This is a genomic window from Novosphingobium sp. TCA1 (genome assembly GCF_009811895.1).
Taxonomy (GTDB): Bacteria; Pseudomonadota; Alphaproteobacteria; order Sphingomonadales; family Sphingomonadaceae; genus Novosphingobium; species Novosphingobium panipatense_A.
This window is the reverse complement of the sequence record NZ_BLJH01000003.1, coordinates 170,975-188,940: the sequence shown is the minus strand read 5'-3', so window position 1 is coordinate 188,940 and position 17,966 is coordinate 170,975. Positions and strand designations below refer to the sequence as shown.

Below are 17,966 nucleotides of genomic sequence, written 5' to 3'. Positions count from 1 at the left end.
CCTCACCTTCCCCGGATGAGGCCCACCCGGCGTGATCAGAACTGCAAGGTGCCGGTCACGAAGACCTGCCGCGGGTTGCCGTAGAACGCCGTCAGCGTGCCTTCCTTGCCCAGCGAAGGGATCATGTTGCCGCTGCCGTCGCGCAGGATCGTGCCGGTAACCGGATCGGCCCGCATGAAAGTATAGCCCGAAGTCTTGTATTCCTTGTCGAGAATGTTCTTGCCGTGGACGCCCAGGCTCCAGAGCCCGCCCGGCGCGGTGTAGACCAGGCTGGCATCGAGCAGGGCATAGCCCTTCTGGTCGATATAGGGGTTCGGGATCTCGAACTGATAGGTCTTGCTGCGATAGGACAGCGTGGTGTTGAGCGAGACGTCGCCCTCGCCCACCGGGGCGTTGTAGGCCAGAGTCGCGCTGGTGGTCCATTTCGGCGTGTTCTGGACCTTGCGGTAATCGGCCACGTCCACCGGGCCGACGCCGGGCACCTGGGTGATATATTCCTTGTAGCGGGCATGGATATAGCCCACCGATCCCGAAAGGTTGATGCGGTCGCCCGCGGTCATCAGGTTCTGCGCCAGGCGGGCATTGGCCTCGAACTCGGCGCCGTCGATCTTCGCCTTGCCGGCATTGGTGATCACGCCGCAGAAGGTGGGCAGCCCGTTCACGGTGCAGCCCGAGGATCCGGGGATCTGGACGTCCTTGTAGTCCATGTGGAAAGCGGCCAGCGCCACGTAGAGTCCGCCGCCGAAGAGATTGCCCTTGTAGCCGATCTCGTAGCTGTTCACCGTTTCCGGCTTGAAGCTGAGATAGTCGGCCACTTCGCTGTCTTCGCGAATGCCGTCTCCGTTGAGGTCCGGCGCGTTCACGCCGATGCCGCGCGGGTCGAAGCCGCCGCCCTTGAAGCCCTGGGAATAGCTGGCGTAGATATTGTGGTCCGGCGTCGGCTTGAAGCTGAGCGAGGCGCGCGGAGTGAATTTCTTGAACACCGCCTTGCCCGAGAAATTCGTGTCCGGCGCTCCGAACGGCACGCCAAGGCCGCCGAAGACCGGCGATCCGCCGCCCAGATAGTTCTGCCGCAGGATCTGCGCCTTGCGTTCGTCCCAGGTGTATCGGCCACCGACGGCCAAACTGAGCTGGTCGGTGAAGTCGAACGTGAAATCGCCGAAGACCGCCCAGGTGCTGGTATCGACATCGGCCTGCGTGAACGCGGTCAAGCCGTTCAGCGCCGTGAACAGGCGCACGTCGAAGGCGGTATCCGCCTTGGCGCCAAGGTAATAGGCACCGATCATGCCCTGTATCCAGCTGCCGTTGTCGTAGAGCAGCTGGAATTCCTGGCTGACCTGCTCGTTGTCGTAATAGGCCGGTACGTCCACGTCGACGGCGGGCAGTGCGTCGAAGTCGATCGGAGAGGCGCTCCTGTCCTTGCGCCAGGCGCTGATCGAGCGGAACGTCAGCGCGTCGCTGAGATCCGCGCTGGCATTGATGGCGAAACCGTAGGCCTTCACGTCCTGCCGGGGATCGATGAGGCCGCCCTGGCTGTCGAACACGTCATCCAGCACCGGCGTGCCGGAAACCATGGCGGGGATCAGGCGATGGCCGCCGCGCGTGTTGGACTTGTCGCGCGTGTAGTCGCCCGAAATGCGGATCAGCACCGGCTGGCCGTTGCCGCCGATCTCCACGGTGCCGCGCCCGGCCCAGACGTCCTTGTTGTAGTTCTCTTCCCCGGTGGTCAGGTTCCTGCCGAAGCCCCCGCGCGACAGGCGCGCCACCGATCCGCCGACACGCACGAGATCGGTGATCGGGGTCGACACCGTCAGCACCCCGTCGGCCTGGTCATAAGTGCCGTAAGTACCGCGCAGCTTGAGCGAGAAATGGTCCGGCAACTCCCGCGTCACGTACTTCACCGCGCCGCCGATGGTATTGCGGCCATAGAGCGTGCCCTGCGGTCCGCGCAGCACTTCGATGCGCTCCACGTCGTAGATGTCGAGCACGGCCGCCTGCGGACGGTTGAGATAGACATCGTCCAGATAGATGCCCACGCCCTGTTCGAAGCCGGAGACCGGATCCTGCTGGCCGATGCCGCGAATGAAGGCGGAAAGCGTGGAGTTGGTGCCGCGCGAGACTTCCAGCGTGACGTTGGGCGTGGACTGGGCGATGTCGGTGATGTCGAGCGCGCCGGACTTGGCAAGCTGGTCGCCGCTGAAGCTGGTGACGGCGATCGGCACGTCCACCAGCCGCTCCTCGCGCCGACGCGCGGTGACGACGATCTCGCCGGTGCTCACCTCGCCGGTCGCGGCGGCCTGACCCTGGGTTTGCGCGGAAGCTTGGGCCTGCACCTCCTGGCCGACGGCAGGCATGGCGCCGCCCCCGATCGATGCCAGCACCAGCAGGCTGGATCCCCTGGCGCCCAACCATCTGCCGCCGAAACGCGCCTTGTGCATCACTGTTACTCCCATCGTATATTTATCTTGTCCGCCCCTCATATTGAAACATGAACCGTCTTTCAACATTGAAGGTTTGCCAAGGTGTCGATCAGGGTCTAACTGTGCCTTCGTGACCACAGAACGCGCCAAGCCATCGCCGCCCGCCAGCCGGGACCGCGCGCAGGAACCGGCCGCTTCGGCCTCTCATTCCGACAAGACCCCGCGAACCGAGCGGGGACGGCGCACCTTGCGCAAGCTGTTGGATGCCGCCGCGATCGAATTCGGCGAACGCGGCTTTCACGACGCGTCGATCACCGGCATCACCACGCGCGCCGGAACCGCGCTCGGCAGTTTCTATACGTATTTCGATTCCAAGGACGAGATCTTCCGCGCACTGGTGGACGATCTCTCCGGCAAAGTGCGCCAAGCCGCCCGCGAAGCGCTGGAGGCGCCCCTGCCCGCGCTCGAGGTGGAAAAGGCTGCGCTCACCGCGTTCCTGCGCTTCGCCCGCGAGCACAAGGAAATCTACCGCATCATCGACGAGAGCGAGTTCGTCGATCCGGCCGCCTTCCGCATCCACTACGAATCGACCGCGCGCCGCATCCGCGAGCGTCTGGCCGAAGGCGCCGACAAGGGCGAACTGCGCGAAGGCCTGGGCGAAGCCCACGCTTGGGCTATCATGGGCATGAACGTGTTCCTCGGCCTGCGCTATGCAGTCTGGTCGAACGAGGGCACGCCCGAGAGCCTTGCCGAGCTTGCCAACTCGATCCTGCGCGAAGGCATCGCCGCGCGGGATGCGAACGGGGACTGACCCAGGCCGCCGTTAACTTCTGCCGCTAGGCCAGTCCCCCTGCGGGACAGCGCCTGCAGCGCTCTGGCAATTGCGGCAGGCTTGCGCGATGACAGGCTGGAGAAAGCTGCCGAACCGACAGGAACCTTCCAACCGTGAATGCCCGCCTCCTGCTCGCCTCCGGTGTGCTTGCGATTGCCGTGATCGTCGGCGTCTTCGCACTGTCCTCTTCCAGGCCTGCCGCGCCGGTGCCCGACCGGGCCGTCGCCGCCGCGCACCCGACGAATCCCGCTCCCAAGCCAACCGTACCGCCCAAGGACGAGCCTTTCGTTATCAAGCGCATCCTGCCGATCGAGGGCGCCATCAAATACGGCGAATGGCACTGGGACGAGGCGGAGGTCCCGGCCGGGCCGATCGTCGTCACCGTGGACCTCGATGCGCGCGTGATCTCCGTCTTCCGGGGCGGCTACGAAATCGGCACCAGCGCGGTCCTGCTCGGCACCGAGGACAAGCCCACCCCGCTCGGCGTCTTCCCGATCACCCAGAAGGACAAGGACCACGTCTCCAACATCTACACCGGTGCGCCGATGCCCTACATGCAGCGGCTGACCAACGACGGCATCACCCTGCACGGCTCGCAAGTGGAACTGGGCTACGCCAGCCACGGCTGCGTCGGCATGCCGGTGGACTTCGCCGCCAAGCTGTTCGCCGCGACCAAGATCGGAGACAAGGTCTACATCACGCGCGGCAAGCAGGTGGGCCTGGGGGATAACCTCGCGGGCGGGTAGCCCGTCGCCCCGGACTTGATCCGGGACCGCTGGCCGTGAACAACCCAACCCTCGGCCGGGCGCTGACCAGCTAGGTTGCGTCTAAAGAACTGCCAGCGCTCCCGGATCAAGTCCGGGATGACGAGGTTGTGCATCAACGCCCACCTTGCGCACGCCGCCACAATGCCCGAAGACCCCGCCACGATGACTGAAACCAGCCTCTACGACCGCATCGGCGGCGCCGCGACGATCGATGCCCTCGTCGACAGCTTCTACGCCCGCATGGACCAGTTGGACGAAGCCCGCTCCATCCGCGCCCTGCATCCACAGGATCTCGCCCCGCTGGGGCAGGTGCTGAAGGACTACCTGTCCGAATGGCTGGGCGGCCCGGCGCTGTTCTCGCCGGTGCGCGGCCATCCGCGCATGCGCCAGCGCCACATGCGGGTGCCGATCGACTCCGCGGCGCGCGATGCCTGGCTGCTCTGCATGCGCGGCGCCCTGGCCGAAACGGTGGCCGACGAACAGGCGCGCGCCGCCATCGACGAATCGATGGCCCGGCTCGCCGACTGGATGAGGAATGTCCCCGACAGGGAACCCGCAGAAACCACGATTAGCCAGAACTAATACCCGATGAGGGCAATCCCCTTCGCCTTTCCTGCGGCTGCGGGCCTAGAATGACGGCCTGAAATTTCGATAATGCAGGAGAGCACGTGATGAGTGGTATCGTCGTTCAGAACATCGAACGGGCCGACCCGGCGGTGATCGACGGCCTCGCCAAGTGCGGCGTCGCAACCGTCCATGAAGCCCAGGGCCGCACCGGCCTTCTCGCCAGCTACATGACCCCGATCTATCGCGGGGCGCGCATCGCCGGTTCGGCCGTGACCATCAGCGCGCCTCCGGGCGACAACTGGATGGTCCATGTTGCCATCGAACAGCTTAAGGAAGGCGACGTACTGCTCCTGGCGCCGACCAGCCCCTGCGAGGACGGCTATTTCGGCGATCTCCTCGCCACCAGCGCCATCGCGCGCGGCTGCCGCGGCCTGATCATCGACGCCGGTGTGCGCGATGTGCGCGACCTGACCGAGATGGAATTCCCGGTCTGGTCCAAGGCGATCTATGCGCAGGGCACCGTCAAGAACACGCTCGGTTCGGTGAACGTCCCGGTCGTCTGCGCCAATGCCGCCGTGAACCCCGGCGACGTGATCGTGGCCGACGATGACGGCGTGGTCGTGGTGCCGCGCGAAAAGGCCGCCGAAGTGCTCGCCGCCGCACAGGCCCGCGAAGCCAACGAAGGCGAAAAGCGCGAGAAGCTGGCCGCCGGCGTGCTCGGCCTCGACATGTACAAGATGCGCGAGCGCCTCGAAAAGGAAGGCCTCAAGTATGTCTGAGCGGATCACCTCGTGGCACGCGGCCCCGAGCAAGCCGCTCTACACCCCGCCCGCAGGCGCGATTGACGCCCATTGCCACGTCTTCGGCCCGATGGCGCAGTTCCCGTTCAGCGCCAAGGCCAAGTACCTCCCCGAGGATGCCGGGCCGGACAAGCTCTTCGCCCTGCGCGATCACCTCGGCTTCGCCCGCAACGTGATCGTGCAGGCGAGCTGCCACGGCACCGACAATGCCGCGACGCTCGACGCCATCGCCAAATCCGACGGAAGGGCACGCGGCGTGGCCGTGGTCGATCCGGCGATCTCGGACGCGGACCTCGCGAAGCTGCATGAAGGCGGCATTCGCGGCATCCGCTTCAACTTCCTGAAGCGCCTCGTGGACGATGCGCCGAAGGACAAGTTCCTCGAAGTCGCCGCTCGTCTGCCCGAGGGCTGGCACGTCGTGATCTACTTCGAAGCCGACATCCTCGACGAAATGCGCGCCTTCATCGACGCGATTCCCGTGCCGGTCGTGATCGACCACATGGGCCGCCCGGACGTGACCCAGGGACCGGACGGCGTGGACATGAAGGCGTTCCGCACCCTGCTCGATTCGCGGTATGACATCTGGTTCAAGGCCACCTGCCCCGACCGGCTCGATCCTACCAACGATCCGTGGGACAAGTTCGCCGAAGCCGTTGCGCCGCTGGTGGCGGACTACCCCGACCGCGTGATCTGGGGCACCGACTGGCCGCACCCGAACATGCAGGACAACATCCCGGACGACGGCCACCTCGTCGACATGATCCCCCGCATCGCGCCTACGGAGGCGCTTCAGCAGAAGCTGCTCGTGACCAATCCGATGCGGCTTTACTGGCCGGAAGAGCTTTGAGTTAAAGGAAGGCAGGGGAGCATAGCCCCCCTGCACCCCCAATACTTTCTCGGCGCGCCCCGCACTCGCGGTTGGCGCGCCGTTTGCGTCGGAAGACAAAAAAGCCTGCGGCGCAGGCAGCGCACGAGGCATCTGCGCGCGCAACATAGACATTCCGAGGGTCCGGGGGATCTCCTGAGCTTGTCGAAGGGCCCCGGGTCTTCCTCTTCTACTTCAGCCTTTCCGCATGCCAGCCCACATGCTCGGCCATGAACGTCGAGATGAAGTAGTAGGAGTGGTCGTAACCCTCCTGCATGCGGATCGTCGCGGGCTGCCCAGCCTTGGTGCAAGCCTCTTCCAGCAGATGCATCTTGAGTTGGCCTTCAAGGAAGCCATCGGCCGTGCCCTGATCCACCAGCAGGTCCGGCAGGCGCGCACCGTCCTCGATCAAGGCGCAGGCGTCGTACTCACGCCATGCGGCACGGTCCGTGCCGATGTAGCCCGTCAGTGCCTTCTCCCCCCAAGGGCAGTTCAGAGGCGAGACGATCGGCGCGAAGGCACTGACCGAGCGGAACCGCGACGGATCACGCAGCGCGATCGTCAGCGCGCCGTGGCCGCCCATCGAGTGGCCGGTAATCCCCTGCCGCGCCATGTCGGCGGGGAAGTGCTCGGCGATCACGGCGGGCAGTTCGATCTCCAGATAGGAGCGCATGCGGAAGTTCGCCTTCCACGGTGCCTCGGTGGCATCGACGTAGAAGCCCGCGCCCTTGCCGAAGTCATAGCCTTCATCGTCCGGCACATCGTCACCGCGCGGGGAGGTATCCGGCGCGACGAAGATCACGCCATGCTCGGCGCAGGCGCGGCGGAACTCGCCCTTCTCGGTGACGTTGGCGTGGGTGCAGGTCAGCCCCGAGAGGAACCACAGCATCGGCAGCTTCGCGCCCGGTGCATGCTCGGGAACGAAGACCGAAAAGGTCATCGGCGTGCCGGTCTCGGCGGAGGCGTGGGTGTAGACACTCTGCACGCCCCCGAACGCCTTGTTGGTCGAAACCGTCTCCATCAGAAGACGACGACCGAGCGGATCGACTTGCCTTCGTGCATCAGGTCGAAGGCGGTGTTGATCTCTTCCAGACCCATGACGTGGGTAATCATCGGGTCGATTTCGATCTTGCCGGTCATGTACATGTCGACGATCTTCGGCACGTCGGTGCGGCCCTTGGCCCCGCCGAACGCGGTGCCGCGCCAGTTACGGCCGGTGACGAGCTGGAACGGGCGCGTCTCGATGGTCTTGCCCGCTTCGGCCACGCCGATCACGATCGAGGTGCCCCAGCCGCGATGGCAGGCTTCCAGCGCCGTGCGCATCACTTCGGTATTGCCGGTGGCGTCGAAAGTGTAGTCCGCACCGCCGTCGGTCATCAGCACGATCTTGGCGACCACGTCCTCGCGGCTCATGCCCTTGGTGTTGAGGAAGTCGGTCATGCCGAAGCGGCGGCCCCATTCCTCACGGTCCGGGTTGATGTCCACGCCGATGATCTTGTTCGCCCCGGCAAGACGCGCGCCCTGGATCACGTTGAGGCCGATGCCGCCAAGGCCGAAGATCACCACGTTGTCACCCACCTGCACCTTGGCGGTGTTGATGACCGCGCCGACGCCGGTGGTGACGCCGCAACCGATGTAGCAAGAGGACTGGAACGGCGCGTCTTCACGGATCTTGGCGACGGCGATTTCCGGCAGCACGGTGAAGTTCGAGAAGGTCGAGCAGCCCATGTAGTGGTAGATCGGCTGGCCCTTGTAGGAAAAGCGCGTAGTGCCGTCCGGCATCAGGCCCTTGCCTTGCGTGGCGCGGATCGCGGTGCAGAGGTTGGTCTTGCCCGACAGGCACGACTTACACTGGCGGCATTCCGGGGTGTAGAGCGGGATCACGTGGTCGCCCGGCACCACCGAAGTCACGCCCGCGCCCACTTCGCGCACGATGCCCGCGCCTTCGTGACCGAGCACGCTGGGGAAGATCCCTTCGCTGTCAAAACCGTCCAGCGTATAGGCGTCGGTGTGGCAGATGCCGGTCGCCATGATCTCGACCAGAACCTCGCCCGCCTTGGGGCCTTCCAGATCCAGCTCGACGATTTCGAGCGGCTTCTTGGCCTCGAAGGCGACGGCGGCGCGGGTCTTCATCGGTATGCTCCTTGAATGTCTTGCGCGCTTTGTAAAACCGGACGCTGCTGTGATAAAGCGCTCGTTCTGAAAAGGATTATCACCGTACGGGGACAATGATGCTGGGCCAGTGGGATGGTATCGAGGAATTCGTGATGGTGGCCCGCCACGGCAGCTTCACCCTGGCGGCGGAAGCTTATGGCGCCAGCGTCACGCATATGAGCCGGGCGCTGGCGCGGCTGGAAACGCGGCTGCAGGTCCAGCTGATGCTCCGCACGACGCGCACCCTGCGGCTGACGGAAACGGGCCAGATCTTCCTCGATACCTGCCGCCGCCTGATCGAGGAGCGTGACGAGGCAATTGCCGCCATCACCTCGCAAGGCGAGCCGCGCGGGCACCTGCGCGTCACCTGCTCCTACGCGCTGGGCGAGAAGTTCGTGGCGCCGCTGGTGCGCGAACTGTCGCAGGCCTATCCGGCGATCTCGGTGACGCTGGACCTGGACAACGCGCTCGTGGACCTGATCGCGGCGGGGTACGATCTGGCGATCCGCACCGGGCATCTCGACGATAGCCGGCTGGTGGCGACGCGCGTGGCGAGCCGCGCGCTGGTGACTCTCGCCTCGCCCGCCTACCTCGATGCGCATGGGCGGCCGCAGGATCTGGCGGACCTTCGGCACCACGAATGCCTCGTCGGCTCGGCGGCGCAGTGGCATTTCACCGGGGGCAAGACCTTCCGCCCGCAAGGCCGCTGGCGCTGCAACAGCGGCAATGCCCTGCTGGAAGCGGCGCTGGCGGGCATGGGGCTATGCCAGCTCCCCGCCTTTTACCTTGGCGACCATGTCGCGGCGGGGCGGCTGGAGCCGGTGCTGGTGGATCTGGCGCCGGAGGAGGAGCCGATCTGGGCGGTCTATCCGCAGCGCCGGCATCTCTCGCCTAAAGTCGGGGCGCTTGTGGCGCATCTGCGGGCCAACCTGCCTGCGCGACTGGCCGAGGCGAGCGCCTAGCCCGTCGTCCCGGACTCGATCCGGGACCGCTGGCAATTCTTTAGGAGCAACCCCTCAGGAAAGCGCCCCGCCGAGAGCACGGTGACGCCAGGCCAGCGGTCCCGGATCAAGTCCGGGACGACGGCATTTCTGTTACCCGATCACCAGCGGCGGCGTACCGCCTTCTTCCACATCGTCGTTGGCATGTTCGACCGGATCATCGATCGTCGGCGCGGGCACGCGGAAGTAGCCATGCCGTTCCGCCCGCTCGCCAAGCTGCTGGCTCGACGTCAGGCTGATCAGCCAAGGCGAGGCGAGCAGGCCGAGAGTGAGCGGCGAAAGCCACAGCGCGGTCACCGGATCGATGAAGGCCGTGGCCGCAAAGAGCACGCCAAGGGCGATATGCTCCTTGAGGTCCGGCAGCACTTCCCGCACGGCGATGCGGCGGGCGTCGCGCTCCTGGGTGTTCCAGTGCGCGGGAATGCCGAGCGCGAGGCCGACCAGTGCCTTGACCTGCATGACCATGGTGACCGGCGCCAGCAGGATCGCCAGCGGCACTTCCAGCGCGACGGAGCGCAGGACGCCGCCCCAGCCGCCGAAGCTGCGGCGGCGCTTGCCGTCGGCCAGAACCCAGATCGTGCCCATGGCCTTGGGGCCGAACAGCAGCAGCACGGTAAGCCAGAGCACGCTGGGCGGCGTGCCCACGCCCAGAAGCTGCCCGCCCTTGCTGGCCGCCGCCTGCGCGATGGACGTGATGAGCAGCAGCAGCCAGCTCGGCGAGGTCAGGTAGGCCGAGGCGCCGATCAGCAGGTGCAGGCGGCTGGCCCAATGCAGGCCCGAGGCGTCGAGCAGGCGCAGATGCTGGAGATTGCCCTGCATCCAGCGCCGGTCGCGGATCGCGTGATCGACGATGGTGGGCGGGAATTCCTCGTAACTGCCGTCGATCATGACCATGTGGACGGCCCAGCCCCGGCGGCGCAGCAGTGCCGATTCGAGCATGTCGTGGCTGAGGATGTGCCCGCCGAACGGCGGCTTGCCCGGAAGCTCGGGCAGCCCGCAGGCTTCCGCGAAGGCGCGGGTGCGCACGATGGCGTTGTGGCCCCAGAAGTTCGATTCCGCGCCCGACCACCAGAGCAAGCCCGCCGAGGCGATCGGCCCGTAAGCCTCGCTGGCGAAGCGCATCCAGCGCTGGAACACCGTCTTGGCATTGATGATCATCGGCACGGTCTGGAGCAGGCCGATCGAGGGACGCTCTTCCATGATCGCGGCCATGCCGACGATGGCATCGCCGCTCATCAGCGAGTCCGCGTCGAGGATCAGCATGTTCTCGTAAGCACCGCCGAAACGCTGGACCCATTCGGCGATATTGCCGGGCTTACGGGCGATGTTCTTCTCTCGCCGCCGATAATAGACGTTGATCGGCGCTTCGGCGGCCACTTCGCGCCAGGCGGCTTCCTCGCGCTTGCCGTGGAAGGCATTGGAATCGCTGAGCACGAAGAAGTCGATCCATTCCGCCGCGCCGGAAGCCGCGATCGAATTGGTCATGGCCCGCACACGGCCGAAGGTGGCCTCGACGCTCTCGTTGTAGACCGGCATCAGCACGGCCGTACGGTGCCGCAGCGAGGAAGCGGGGCTGGGAATGGCGGTAAAGCCGGGATGCTTGCCGCTGATGAGCTGGAGGAAGCCGATCGTCGCGGTGACGAAGCCGAAGGAAATCCAGCAGAACAGCGGCACGAAGAACAGCAGCAGGATCACCTCGATCACGTCGAGGCCATCGCGCGAGAAGGCGAAGCGCACTTCGCTGGAAGCGGCAAGGCCGATCGTGGCGGTGAGCGCAATCAGCAGCAGACGCTTCACCAGCATACCATGCGGGCTGGTAGGCACGGCGATGGTGCCGGGCGCGATGCCGTCCAGATCCTGGATCGGCATGGCCAGCGGCGCTTCGGCCGGAAGTGGGTTCAGAGCGCGGTTCATGGCTGGACTCCCTGGATCACCGTCTCGCTGAGCGCCTGCTCGCCGCGCTTGATGTATAACCTGAATTCGGGCGCGGGGACAGCCGCGGGCTTGACGTCCAGCGTCACCCGCCAGCGTCCTTCCTGCCCCGCCACCGGATAGGCGGCGGAATGGAGCAGTGCCTGGGGCGGCAGGTTGGTGACTGCCGTCACCCCGCTGTCGCGGCCAAGTCCCTTGAGCGCACCGCCTTCGAAGTCGAACACGAACTTGCGCGCCTCCTGCGTGGTCGGCGTATCGCCCGGCCGCCCGGCCCGGCCCTGCCAACTGTCGACGCAGCGCGCCGCACCCGCAGCGGCGCTGGGATCCTGCGAGGTCCAGGTCAGACGATAGGCGTATTCGCGGCTGCCGCCTGCCTTCGCCGGTTCGTCGGAAACCCAGAAGGCGGCGATATTGTCCTGCGTCTCGGCATCGGTAGGCATGCGGTAGAGCATGACCGTGCCTGCCCCCCAGTCCCCCTGCGGCTCGATCCAGAGCGAAGGGCGCCGGTCGTAGAAGGCCCCGTCGTCCTGATAATGGTCGAAGGCCTGGTCACGCTGCAGCAGGCCGAAGGCTTTGACATGATCGGCGCGCAGGGCATTGGTGCGGTTTTCCGAAGGATTGGCAAGCGGCACCCAGATCCGCTCGCCATTGCCGGACCAGAGCGCCAACCCGTCGGAATCGTGGATTTCGGGGCGCCAGTCCGCACGCTTGGTGGAATCGGACTGATCGTACCAGAACATGCTGGTGATCGGCGCGGCGCCAAGCCGCTCGATATCGCGGCGGAAGAACAGCGCCGCGCGCACGTCCTGCGTCACGCCTGCGGCGGACTTGCGGCAGTCGAAAGCATAGGCGCCCGTCAGGCTGGGTCCGTCGAGCAGGGCATGGATGCGCACATGGTCGCCGCCGAGGTTCTCGATCCAGAACGCGGTGAAGGCGGGAAACTCTTCCGCCTTGGGCAGCGCCGTGTCGATGGCGATGCCGCGCGCGGAGAGACCGTACTGGTCGCGCGAGCCCGAGGCCCGGAAATAGGAGGCGCCGAGATAGGCCATCCAGTCCGAGTGCTGGTCCGCGGTCATGACCCGGAAGCCCGCCGGATCGGCCTGCCTGCCGCCCACGAACAGGCCGCGCGCATCGACCAGCTCCCGCGCCGCGCCGTTTTCGACAAGGTGAAGCTTCACGGCATGGGGCGAGGTGCCCTGCGCGGTCGGGAACAGGCGGACATTGCCGCCCAGCGCCTGCGCCTGCCCGTAAGTCAGCTTGCCCACGGCGTCGAAGTCCTTCACCGCATGGGGCGAGGTCGTGGGCGCCGTCCACGGCTTGCCGGCAGCGGCGCGGGCCGTCTGGACGAGCGTGTCCCAGGAAAACGGCCTGGGCGCTGCGAATTTCGGTTGCGGGGCAGCTTCCGCCATGCGCGGAAAGGCGGCAAGGCCGGCCATCATCGCCAGCAGGCCGGAAAACTCCCGCCGGGCGATCGACCGCCGCGAAGCGGCGGGATCAGCCTGGATATCGGCCTGATCGGCACTGTTCGGATCGTTTTCCGGGCTGGCGCCCCTCATGTTCGTTCGGTTCATGCGGTCAATACGCATAGACGAAACCAAAGTTTCGTTGCGCCTGAAGGGTCCTTCTATTGTTTGCCCCGCTGCCGGAGCGATTACCGGCCCAGGAGCGGTTACCGAGTGGGCGGGTTGCGCCATCCGATGATCACTTCGTCACCGGGCTTGAGATCGTTGGCGAAGACTTCCGTGCGTTTGCCATCGCCCGCGCCCGTGGAAACATAGACCCGGCGCGGTTCGCCGTCCGGTGAAACGAGATAAATGCGCGCCCTGCTGCGATCGGACGAGTTTTCCGGCTCGAACGTGAGCGCCCCGTCCGGCACCAGCATCACGCCCTTGCGCGGCGGCAATCCGATCTCGACAGTCGCGGCCATGCCGGGGCGGACGGTTTCGGCGGGGTTTTCGAGCGCGAAAGCCGCGCGGCGCGAACCCGGCGCATCGGCCCGGTCCACCAGCACGCGGGCCAGCGTGGCCTGCTGGACGTCCCCCGGCATGGCATCGAGCCGCACCCTGGCCACCGTGCCCGTGCCGATCTCGGCATCCCCGGCCTTGGCGAGCGGGACCTCGATCTCCAGCGTCTCGTCGCTGGCCGCGATCGTGAACAGGCGCATGCCGCTGCGCACGCGCTGGCCGGTGCTGATGTTGCGATCCACCACGAAGCCCGCGATGGGCGCCCGCACCACAGCCGAAGCAAGCTTCTCGCTATCGGCCTTGAGGCTGCTGCGGGCGGCGGAAAGCCGCGATTCTGCGGCGGACACTTCCCGGCTCGCCCGGTCCACCGCGCTGCGCGCGCCTTCAAGCTCGTTGATGGCGGGTACGCGGTGCCCGGAACGGCGCCAGACATCCTCGAACCGGCCGAGACGCGCCGCCGCTTCCTCGCGCGCGGCGCGGGCCGCGGCAAGGTCGGACTCCGCTGCGGAAACCAGCGCGCGATCGGCAGAGAGCGTGCTGCGCAGCGGCTCCGCATCGATCGTCGCCAGGACTTGTCCTTCCTCGACCCTTCCGCCTGCGGGCACGCCTTCGGCCGAAACCGTGCCGTCCAGCGCGGCGGCCAGCACGACCTCGCCGCTGCCGTGGATGGTGCCGCGCTCGGAAATCAGCGGTACGATATCGCCCCGCTCGACGATCGCGGTGTAATAGGGCGAATCCGTACCGCTCAGGAAGCGCACCAACAGCAGGATCGCCGCCACCGCCGCCACCGCCAGCAGCAGCAGGCTGAGCAGATGGCTACGCCCGCGCCGCCGCCCGGATCCCAGGAATGTATCGAGTACCCCCGATTCGGCCTCAGTCACAGGTCGCAGTCCCCATCGGCGGGTTCAGGTCGGCCGCCGACCAGCCCCCGCCTTCCATCTTGTAGAGGCGGACAATCGCCGCTGCCCGGTCGGCCTTGATGTTCACGCGCGCCTCGTCCGCTGCAAGTGCCGCCGCTTCCGCCACATAGAGCGTCGCGAAATCGCCGAAACCGGCCTTGTAGGAAGCGCGCGCGTCCGAAACCGCCCTTTTTGCCTGCGCTGCGGTTTCGTCGATCGCGGACTGGCGTGCATCGAGCGCCGCCAGCGACTGGCGCATCGAGCCCATTTCCGTCCGCGCGCCGGTTTCCGCCTTCTCCAGCTTCTGAAGCGCGTCGCGCAGGGCGGGCGCGGTCGTCTCGTCGGTGGGCGCGGCGCGCGCGGCGTCGAGTTCGGCCTGCGTCACTTTGGCATGGGCCAGGCTCGATTCGAGGCGGCTGCTCAGCGCCAGCAGATCGGCACGGCGAAGCGGCGCATCGGCTGCGGGCGGCGCACCGGGCGAGATCACGGGGACTTCCGCCTTTTCGCCCAGCGCGGTGAGCAGATCGTTATCCGTCATGCCGGTCATCGCCGCGAGCGCCGCGCGGGCGGCATCGAAGCGGGACCGCGTGGCGGAAACATCGGCGTCGACCACGCCCGCGATGCTGTTGCCGAGGCCTCCGTCGATGGCGGTGACGAGACCGGCCTGACGGCGGAATTCGGCAATCACGGCATTGTCGCGGAACTGGTCCAGCCGTCCGGTGCGAAGCGTGAGGATCTGCTGGAGGCGGCGGACCTGCACATAGGCGAGCGCCACTTCGGTCGCGCGATCGGCGCGGGCCTGGGCATAGGCATAAGCCCAGGCCATGCGCGCCGCGTCGCGTTCGGGGGCCTGGTCCTTGCCGACCAGCGCCCGCACTTTGCCCGCCAGCCGCCGCGAGGCCGCAGCGTCGGTCTCTTCCTGCTCGTGGAGGCGCGCGGCGCGGCAGGCCAGGTCGTTGTCGGCGGCGATGCCGCGCTCGACGAGATTGGCCAGCAGCGGATCGCCCGCCGTCTTCCACCAGTCACCGTCCGCAGGCGCCTCCACCGGCGGTGCGATCACGAGGCTGGCATCGGCTTCGGGCGCGGCCGTGGTAGCGCACCCGGCCAGCGCGCAAGCGAGCGCTCCGACCATCAAGGGCCGGGAAGCACTGAAAGGGAAAGCATGTTTTCGCACGATTGCTGCGATAGCAGCAAAGTCCGCAGAGGCAATCATGCTGCGCATGCGAAGCGGCCAACTTCTTGCTCCAGGCGCGAAAAGCCCCTGCCCCACATCGACCGAAAGGCCGTCGATCCACCGCTGACCACACCTCTATCCATTACCCTGCCGGCCCTCCGCTCAATCCGTTTCGACAACCGAACGCACGGAAAGGCGTCAGGTTGTCGAAAGGAACGGCGATGAATGCCGATCGGGCGGATAAGGTTCCGGCTCCTGCCCGGTTATCGAGTCAGACGGGGAGACCCACGTAGTTCTCGGCAATCACCCGCCGCGCGTGTTCGCTCGACGCGATATAGTCGAGTTCCGCCAGCTGCATGCGCCGCTCGAACGGGCCGTCCTCGGGGAAGCGGTGCATCAGCTTGGTCAGCGACCAGCTGAACCGCTCCGCCGCCCAGACGCGGCGCAGGGCCTTGGTCGAATAGGCCGGGATCGCGTCGTTATCGGCCTTCCTGAAGAAGCCGGTCAGCGCTTCGTGGGCATAGTAGACGTCGCTGGCGGCGAGATTCAGGCCCTTGGCGCCGGTTGGCGGCACGATGTGCGCCGCGTCGCCGCAGAGCAGCAGACTCCCGTGGCGCATCGGTTCGAACACGAAGGAGCGCAGCGGGGCGATCGACTTCTCGATGGAGGGGCCGCGCGTTATATGCGCGGCGGCATCGGGGCCGAGGCGGATCGAGAGTTCATCCCAGATGCGGTCGTCGCTCCAGTCTTCCAGCTTCTCGGTCAGCGGCACGTCGATGTAGTAGCGGCTGCGCGTATGACTGCGCTGCGAGGCGAGCGCGAAGCCGCGTTCGTGGTGCGCGTAGATCAGTTCGTGGTTGCAGGGCGGCACATCGGCCAGGATGCCCAGCCAGCCGAAGGGATAGACGCGCTCGAAGGTCTGGCCGACGCTCGCCGGGATCGCCTGCCGCGAAGGGCCGTGGAAGCCGTCGCAGCCGACGATGAAGCGGGCGTCGATGCGGTGTTCGCCGCCGTCCTTATGGTAGGTAAGGTAAGGTGCATCGCTTTCGATGTCGTGCAGGGCGACATCGCTCGCCTGGTAGATCACCTCAAGCCCGCGTTCCTCGCTGGCTTCCATCAGGTCGCGCGTGAGTTCGGTCTGGCCGTAGACCATGACCTGCTTGCCGGTCAGTGCCTTGATGTCGATGCGGATCAGGCGCTCGCCGTCGGCCAGGTTGAAGCCGTCGTGCGGCAGGCCCTCTTCCTTCATGCGGGCATCGAGCCCGAGGCGCTCCATCAGCGCGACGGTGCCCTGCTCCAGCACGCCAGCACGAATGCGCGAGAGGACATAGTCGCCGGTCTGGCGCTCGACCACAACACAGTCGATACCCTCGGCGCGGAGCATGTGCCCGAGGAGGAGACCGGCCGGACCGGCACCGATGATGGCTACTTGTGTGCGCATTTTCGCATTCTCCCAATTCCAAACCTGCGGGCTCGCTCTTCGACCTTGTGGCCGACTTCATGGGGTGCCTCGCTTCGCCATCGGGATTGACACTGCGCGCGGTCTGGCGGAATGCACCGGAAGGCCATTCTTCAGGTACTTTCGAGACACACCTCATGCTTGCCCGTCCCGTCCCCTCCTATGTCCTCTACGGCGAAGATATTCCCGAAAGCACTGCGGAATTCGGGCATATCGAGACGATCGCCGCGCGAAGTTCCTTGCATGACTGGGAAATCGCGCCCCATCGCCATGTCCGGGGCGTGCAGGTCATGCTGGTATCGAAGGGACAGGTGACGCTCACCATCGACGATACCACCGAGACGCTGGAGGCGCCCTGCCACATCGTGGTTCCGGCCGGCAGCATTCACGGCTTCCGCTTCCGGCCGGAGACCCTGGGCTACGTGCTGATGCTCAGCAGCGGCTTTGCGGAACGGCGCAGTGGCCCCGGAGATCCGCTGCTCCATGCCGCCACCCACGGCCGCTTCGCGCCGACGCCGCCCGAGATATTGCAGCGGGTCGAGTTTCTCTGCGCCGAAATGCTCGCCATCCCGCAGGACTGGCGGCGGCCGAATGCGCTCTTCCTGTCCATGGCGGAGGCGCTGCTGCGTTCACTGCTGCCGGAGGAGGAGACGGCGGACGAAGGCAGCGGCGACCAGCGCATCTCGCACCTCCGCCACCTCGTCGAACTGCACTTTCGCGACCAGTTGCCGGTAGGCTGGTACGCCGAGCGGTTGGGCATGACCGCGCGCACCCTCACCCGCCTGTGCCGCGCCCGGCTGGATTGCTCGCCGCAGGAACTGCTCCACGCCCGGCTCGCGCTGGAGGCGCAGCGGCTGCTTTGCTTTGCCAATGCCAGCGTGGTGCAGGTCTCGAACGAACTGGGGTTTTCGGATCCGTCGTATTTCTCGCGATTCTACCTGCGGATGACGGGGCACCGGCCGCATCTGGACAAGTCCACCCATGCGCATGGGGAATGAAGGGATAAGGAAAAGCAGGGGAGCATAGCCCCCCTGCACCCCCATGACTGTCTAGGTCATGCCTTGCCTATCCGTTGTGCGCCCATGGTGGCATCGGGCGATTTATTGGCTGCGCCGCAATGAGCGCACGACGG

General features: G+C 66.4%; 15 protein-coding genes. 7 read left to right on the top strand and 8 right to left on the bottom strand.

Features of this window, described 5'->3' with window-relative positions:
* Window positions 1–35 precede the first annotated feature (35 nt).
* On the bottom strand, window positions 36–2,453 hold the full coding sequence (locus NTCA1_RS06090) for a TonB-dependent receptor (protein WP_374705163.1): 2,418 nt from the start codon (window positions 2,451–2,453) through the stop codon (window positions 36–38).
* Window positions 2,454–2,550: 97 nt separating this feature from the next.
* On the opposite strand from NTCA1_RS06090, the gene NTCA1_RS06085 reads away from it, so the two are divergent.
* The 5 genes from NTCA1_RS06085 (at window position 2,551) to NTCA1_RS06065 (ending at window position 6,233) form a co-directional block, all read left to right on the top strand.
* Window positions 2,551–3,231, top strand: coding sequence for a TetR/AcrR family transcriptional regulator (locus NTCA1_RS06085; protein ID WP_086491796.1), 681 nt, complete (start codon window positions 2,551–2,553; stop codon window positions 3,229–3,231).
* Window positions 3,232–3,365: 134 nt separating this feature from the next.
* On the top strand, window positions 3,366–3,998 hold the full coding sequence (locus NTCA1_RS06080; RefSeq protein ID WP_133083614.1) for a L,D-transpeptidase family protein: 633 nt from the start codon (window positions 3,366–3,368) through the stop codon (window positions 3,996–3,998).
* 183 nt (window positions 3,999–4,181) lie between these two features.
* Window positions 4,182–4,601, top strand: a complete 420-nt coding sequence (locus tag NTCA1_RS06075; RefSeq protein WP_159829273.1) for a group II truncated hemoglobin — start codon at window positions 4,182–4,184, stop codon at window positions 4,599–4,601.
* A gap of 89 nt (window positions 4,602–4,690) precedes the next feature.
* Window positions 4,691–5,365: a 4-carboxy-4-hydroxy-2-oxoadipate aldolase/oxaloacetate decarboxylase gene (gene ligK / locus NTCA1_RS06070; protein ID WP_086491799.1), complete on the top strand. Its 675-nt coding sequence runs from the start codon at window positions 4,691–4,693 to the stop codon at window positions 5,363–5,365.
* Window positions 5,358–6,233, top strand: coding sequence for an amidohydrolase (locus tag NTCA1_RS06065; protein WP_159829271.1), 876 nt, complete (start codon window positions 5,358–5,360; stop codon window positions 6,231–6,233). The genes ligK and NTCA1_RS06065 overlap by 8 nt, the downstream gene beginning before the upstream one ends.
* Before the next feature lie 208 nt (window positions 6,234–6,441).
* Here NTCA1_RS06065 and fghA read toward each other — a convergent pair whose 3' ends face one another.
* Together fghA and NTCA1_RS06055 are read right to left on the bottom strand one after the other, a co-directional pair.
* Entirely contained in the window at window positions 6,442–7,272 is an 831-nt protein-coding gene (gene fghA / locus NTCA1_RS06060; RefSeq protein ID WP_159829269.1) for an S-formylglutathione hydrolase, read from the bottom strand.
* Window positions 7,272–8,384 carry an S-(hydroxymethyl)glutathione dehydrogenase/class III alcohol dehydrogenase gene (locus NTCA1_RS06055; RefSeq protein ID WP_159829267.1) on the bottom strand — a complete coding sequence of 371 codons (1,113 nt, stop codon included), beginning with the start codon at window positions 8,382–8,384 and terminating at the stop codon, window positions 7,272–7,274. Before NTCA1_RS06055 ends, fghA begins: the two co-directional genes overlap by 1 nt.
* 95 nt (window positions 8,385–8,479) lie before the next feature.
* On the opposite strand from NTCA1_RS06055, the gene NTCA1_RS06050 reads away from it, so the two are divergent.
* Entirely contained in the window at window positions 8,480–9,367 is an 888-nt protein-coding gene (locus NTCA1_RS06050; protein ID WP_305080992.1) for a LysR substrate-binding domain-containing protein, read from the top strand.
* Between the two features lie 132 nt (window positions 9,368–9,499).
* Here the strand turns inward: NTCA1_RS06050 and mdoH are convergent, their stop codons facing one another.
* From mdoH to pobA, 5 genes are all read right to left on the bottom strand, one after another.
* Entirely contained in the window at window positions 9,500–11,320 is a 1,821-nt protein-coding gene (gene mdoH / locus NTCA1_RS06045) for a glucans biosynthesis glucosyltransferase MdoH (RefSeq protein ID WP_159829265.1), read from the bottom strand.
* On the bottom strand, window positions 11,317–12,909 hold the full coding sequence (locus NTCA1_RS06040) for a glucan biosynthesis protein (RefSeq protein WP_236549120.1): 1,593 nt from the start codon (window positions 12,907–12,909) through the stop codon (window positions 11,317–11,319). The genes mdoH and NTCA1_RS06040 overlap by 4 nt, the downstream gene beginning before the upstream one ends.
* Window positions 12,910–13,007: 98 nt before the next feature.
* Window positions 13,008–14,183: an efflux RND transporter periplasmic adaptor subunit gene (locus NTCA1_RS06035; RefSeq protein ID WP_133083609.1), complete on the bottom strand. Its 1,176-nt coding sequence runs from the start codon at window positions 14,181–14,183 to the stop codon at window positions 13,008–13,010.
* Window positions 14,176–15,333 (bottom strand): TolC family protein, encoded by a 1,158-nt coding sequence (locus tag NTCA1_RS06030; RefSeq protein WP_159829263.1) that lies wholly within the window; start codon window positions 15,331–15,333, stop codon window positions 14,176–14,178. The genes NTCA1_RS06035 and NTCA1_RS06030 overlap by 8 nt, the downstream gene beginning before the upstream one ends.
* A gap of 313 nt (window positions 15,334–15,646) precedes the next feature.
* Window positions 15,647–16,816: a 4-hydroxybenzoate 3-monooxygenase gene (pobA, locus tag NTCA1_RS06025; protein ID WP_133083607.1), complete on the bottom strand. Its 1,170-nt coding sequence runs from the start codon at window positions 16,814–16,816 to the stop codon at window positions 15,647–15,649.
* Between the two features lie 155 nt (window positions 16,817–16,971).
* On the opposite strand from pobA, the gene NTCA1_RS06020 reads away from it, so the two are divergent.
* Entirely contained in the window at window positions 16,972–17,832 is an 861-nt protein-coding gene (locus NTCA1_RS06020; RefSeq protein ID WP_133083606.1) for a helix-turn-helix domain-containing protein, read from the top strand.
* Window positions 17,833–17,966 lie beyond the last annotated feature (134 nt).

What these genes read in the sequence shown, in the direction of transcription:
- NTCA1_RS06090 (WP_374705163.1), bottom strand. Translation starts at nt 2,453, where the DNA reads ATGGGAGTAACAGTGATGCACAAGGCGCGTTTCGGCGGCAGATGGTTG.
- NTCA1_RS06075 (WP_159829273.1), top strand. Translation starts at nt 4,182, where the DNA reads ATGACTGAAACCAGCCTCTACGACCGCATCGGCGGCGCCGCGACGATC.
- ligK (WP_086491799.1), top strand. Translation starts at nt 4,691, where the DNA reads ATGAGTGGTATCGTCGTTCAGAACATCGAACGGGCCGACCCGGCGGTG.
- NTCA1_RS06065 (WP_159829271.1), top strand. Translation starts at nt 5,358, where the DNA reads ATGTCTGAGCGGATCACCTCGTGGCACGCGGCCCCGAGCAAGCCGCTC.
- fghA (WP_159829269.1), bottom strand. Translation starts at nt 7,272, where the DNA reads ATGGAGACGGTTTCGACCAACAAGGCGTTCGGGGGCGTGCAGAGTGTC.
- NTCA1_RS06055 (WP_159829267.1), bottom strand. Translation starts at nt 8,384, where the DNA reads ATGAAGACCCGCGCCGCCGTCGCCTTCGAGGCCAAGAAGCCGCTCGAA.
- NTCA1_RS06050 (WP_305080992.1), top strand. Translation starts at nt 8,480, where the DNA reads ATGATGCTGGGCCAGTGGGATGGTATCGAGGAATTCGTGATGGTGGCC.
- mdoH (WP_159829265.1), bottom strand. Translation starts at nt 11,320, where the DNA reads ATGAACCGCGCTCTGAACCCACTTCCGGCCGAAGCGCCGCTGGCCATG.
- NTCA1_RS06040 (WP_236549120.1), bottom strand. Translation starts at nt 12,909, where the DNA reads ATGAACCGAACGAACATGAGGGGCGCCAGCCCGGAAAACGATCCGAAC.
- NTCA1_RS06030 (WP_159829263.1), bottom strand. Translation starts at nt 15,333, where the DNA reads ATGGTCGGAGCGCTCGCTTGCGCGCTGGCCGGGTGCGCTACCACGGCC.
- pobA (WP_133083607.1), bottom strand. Translation starts at nt 16,816, where the DNA reads ATGCGCACACAAGTAGCCATCATCGGTGCCGGTCCGGCCGGTCTCCTC.
- NTCA1_RS06020 (WP_133083606.1), top strand. Translation starts at nt 16,972, where the DNA reads ATGCTTGCCCGTCCCGTCCCCTCCTATGTCCTCTACGGCGAAGATATT.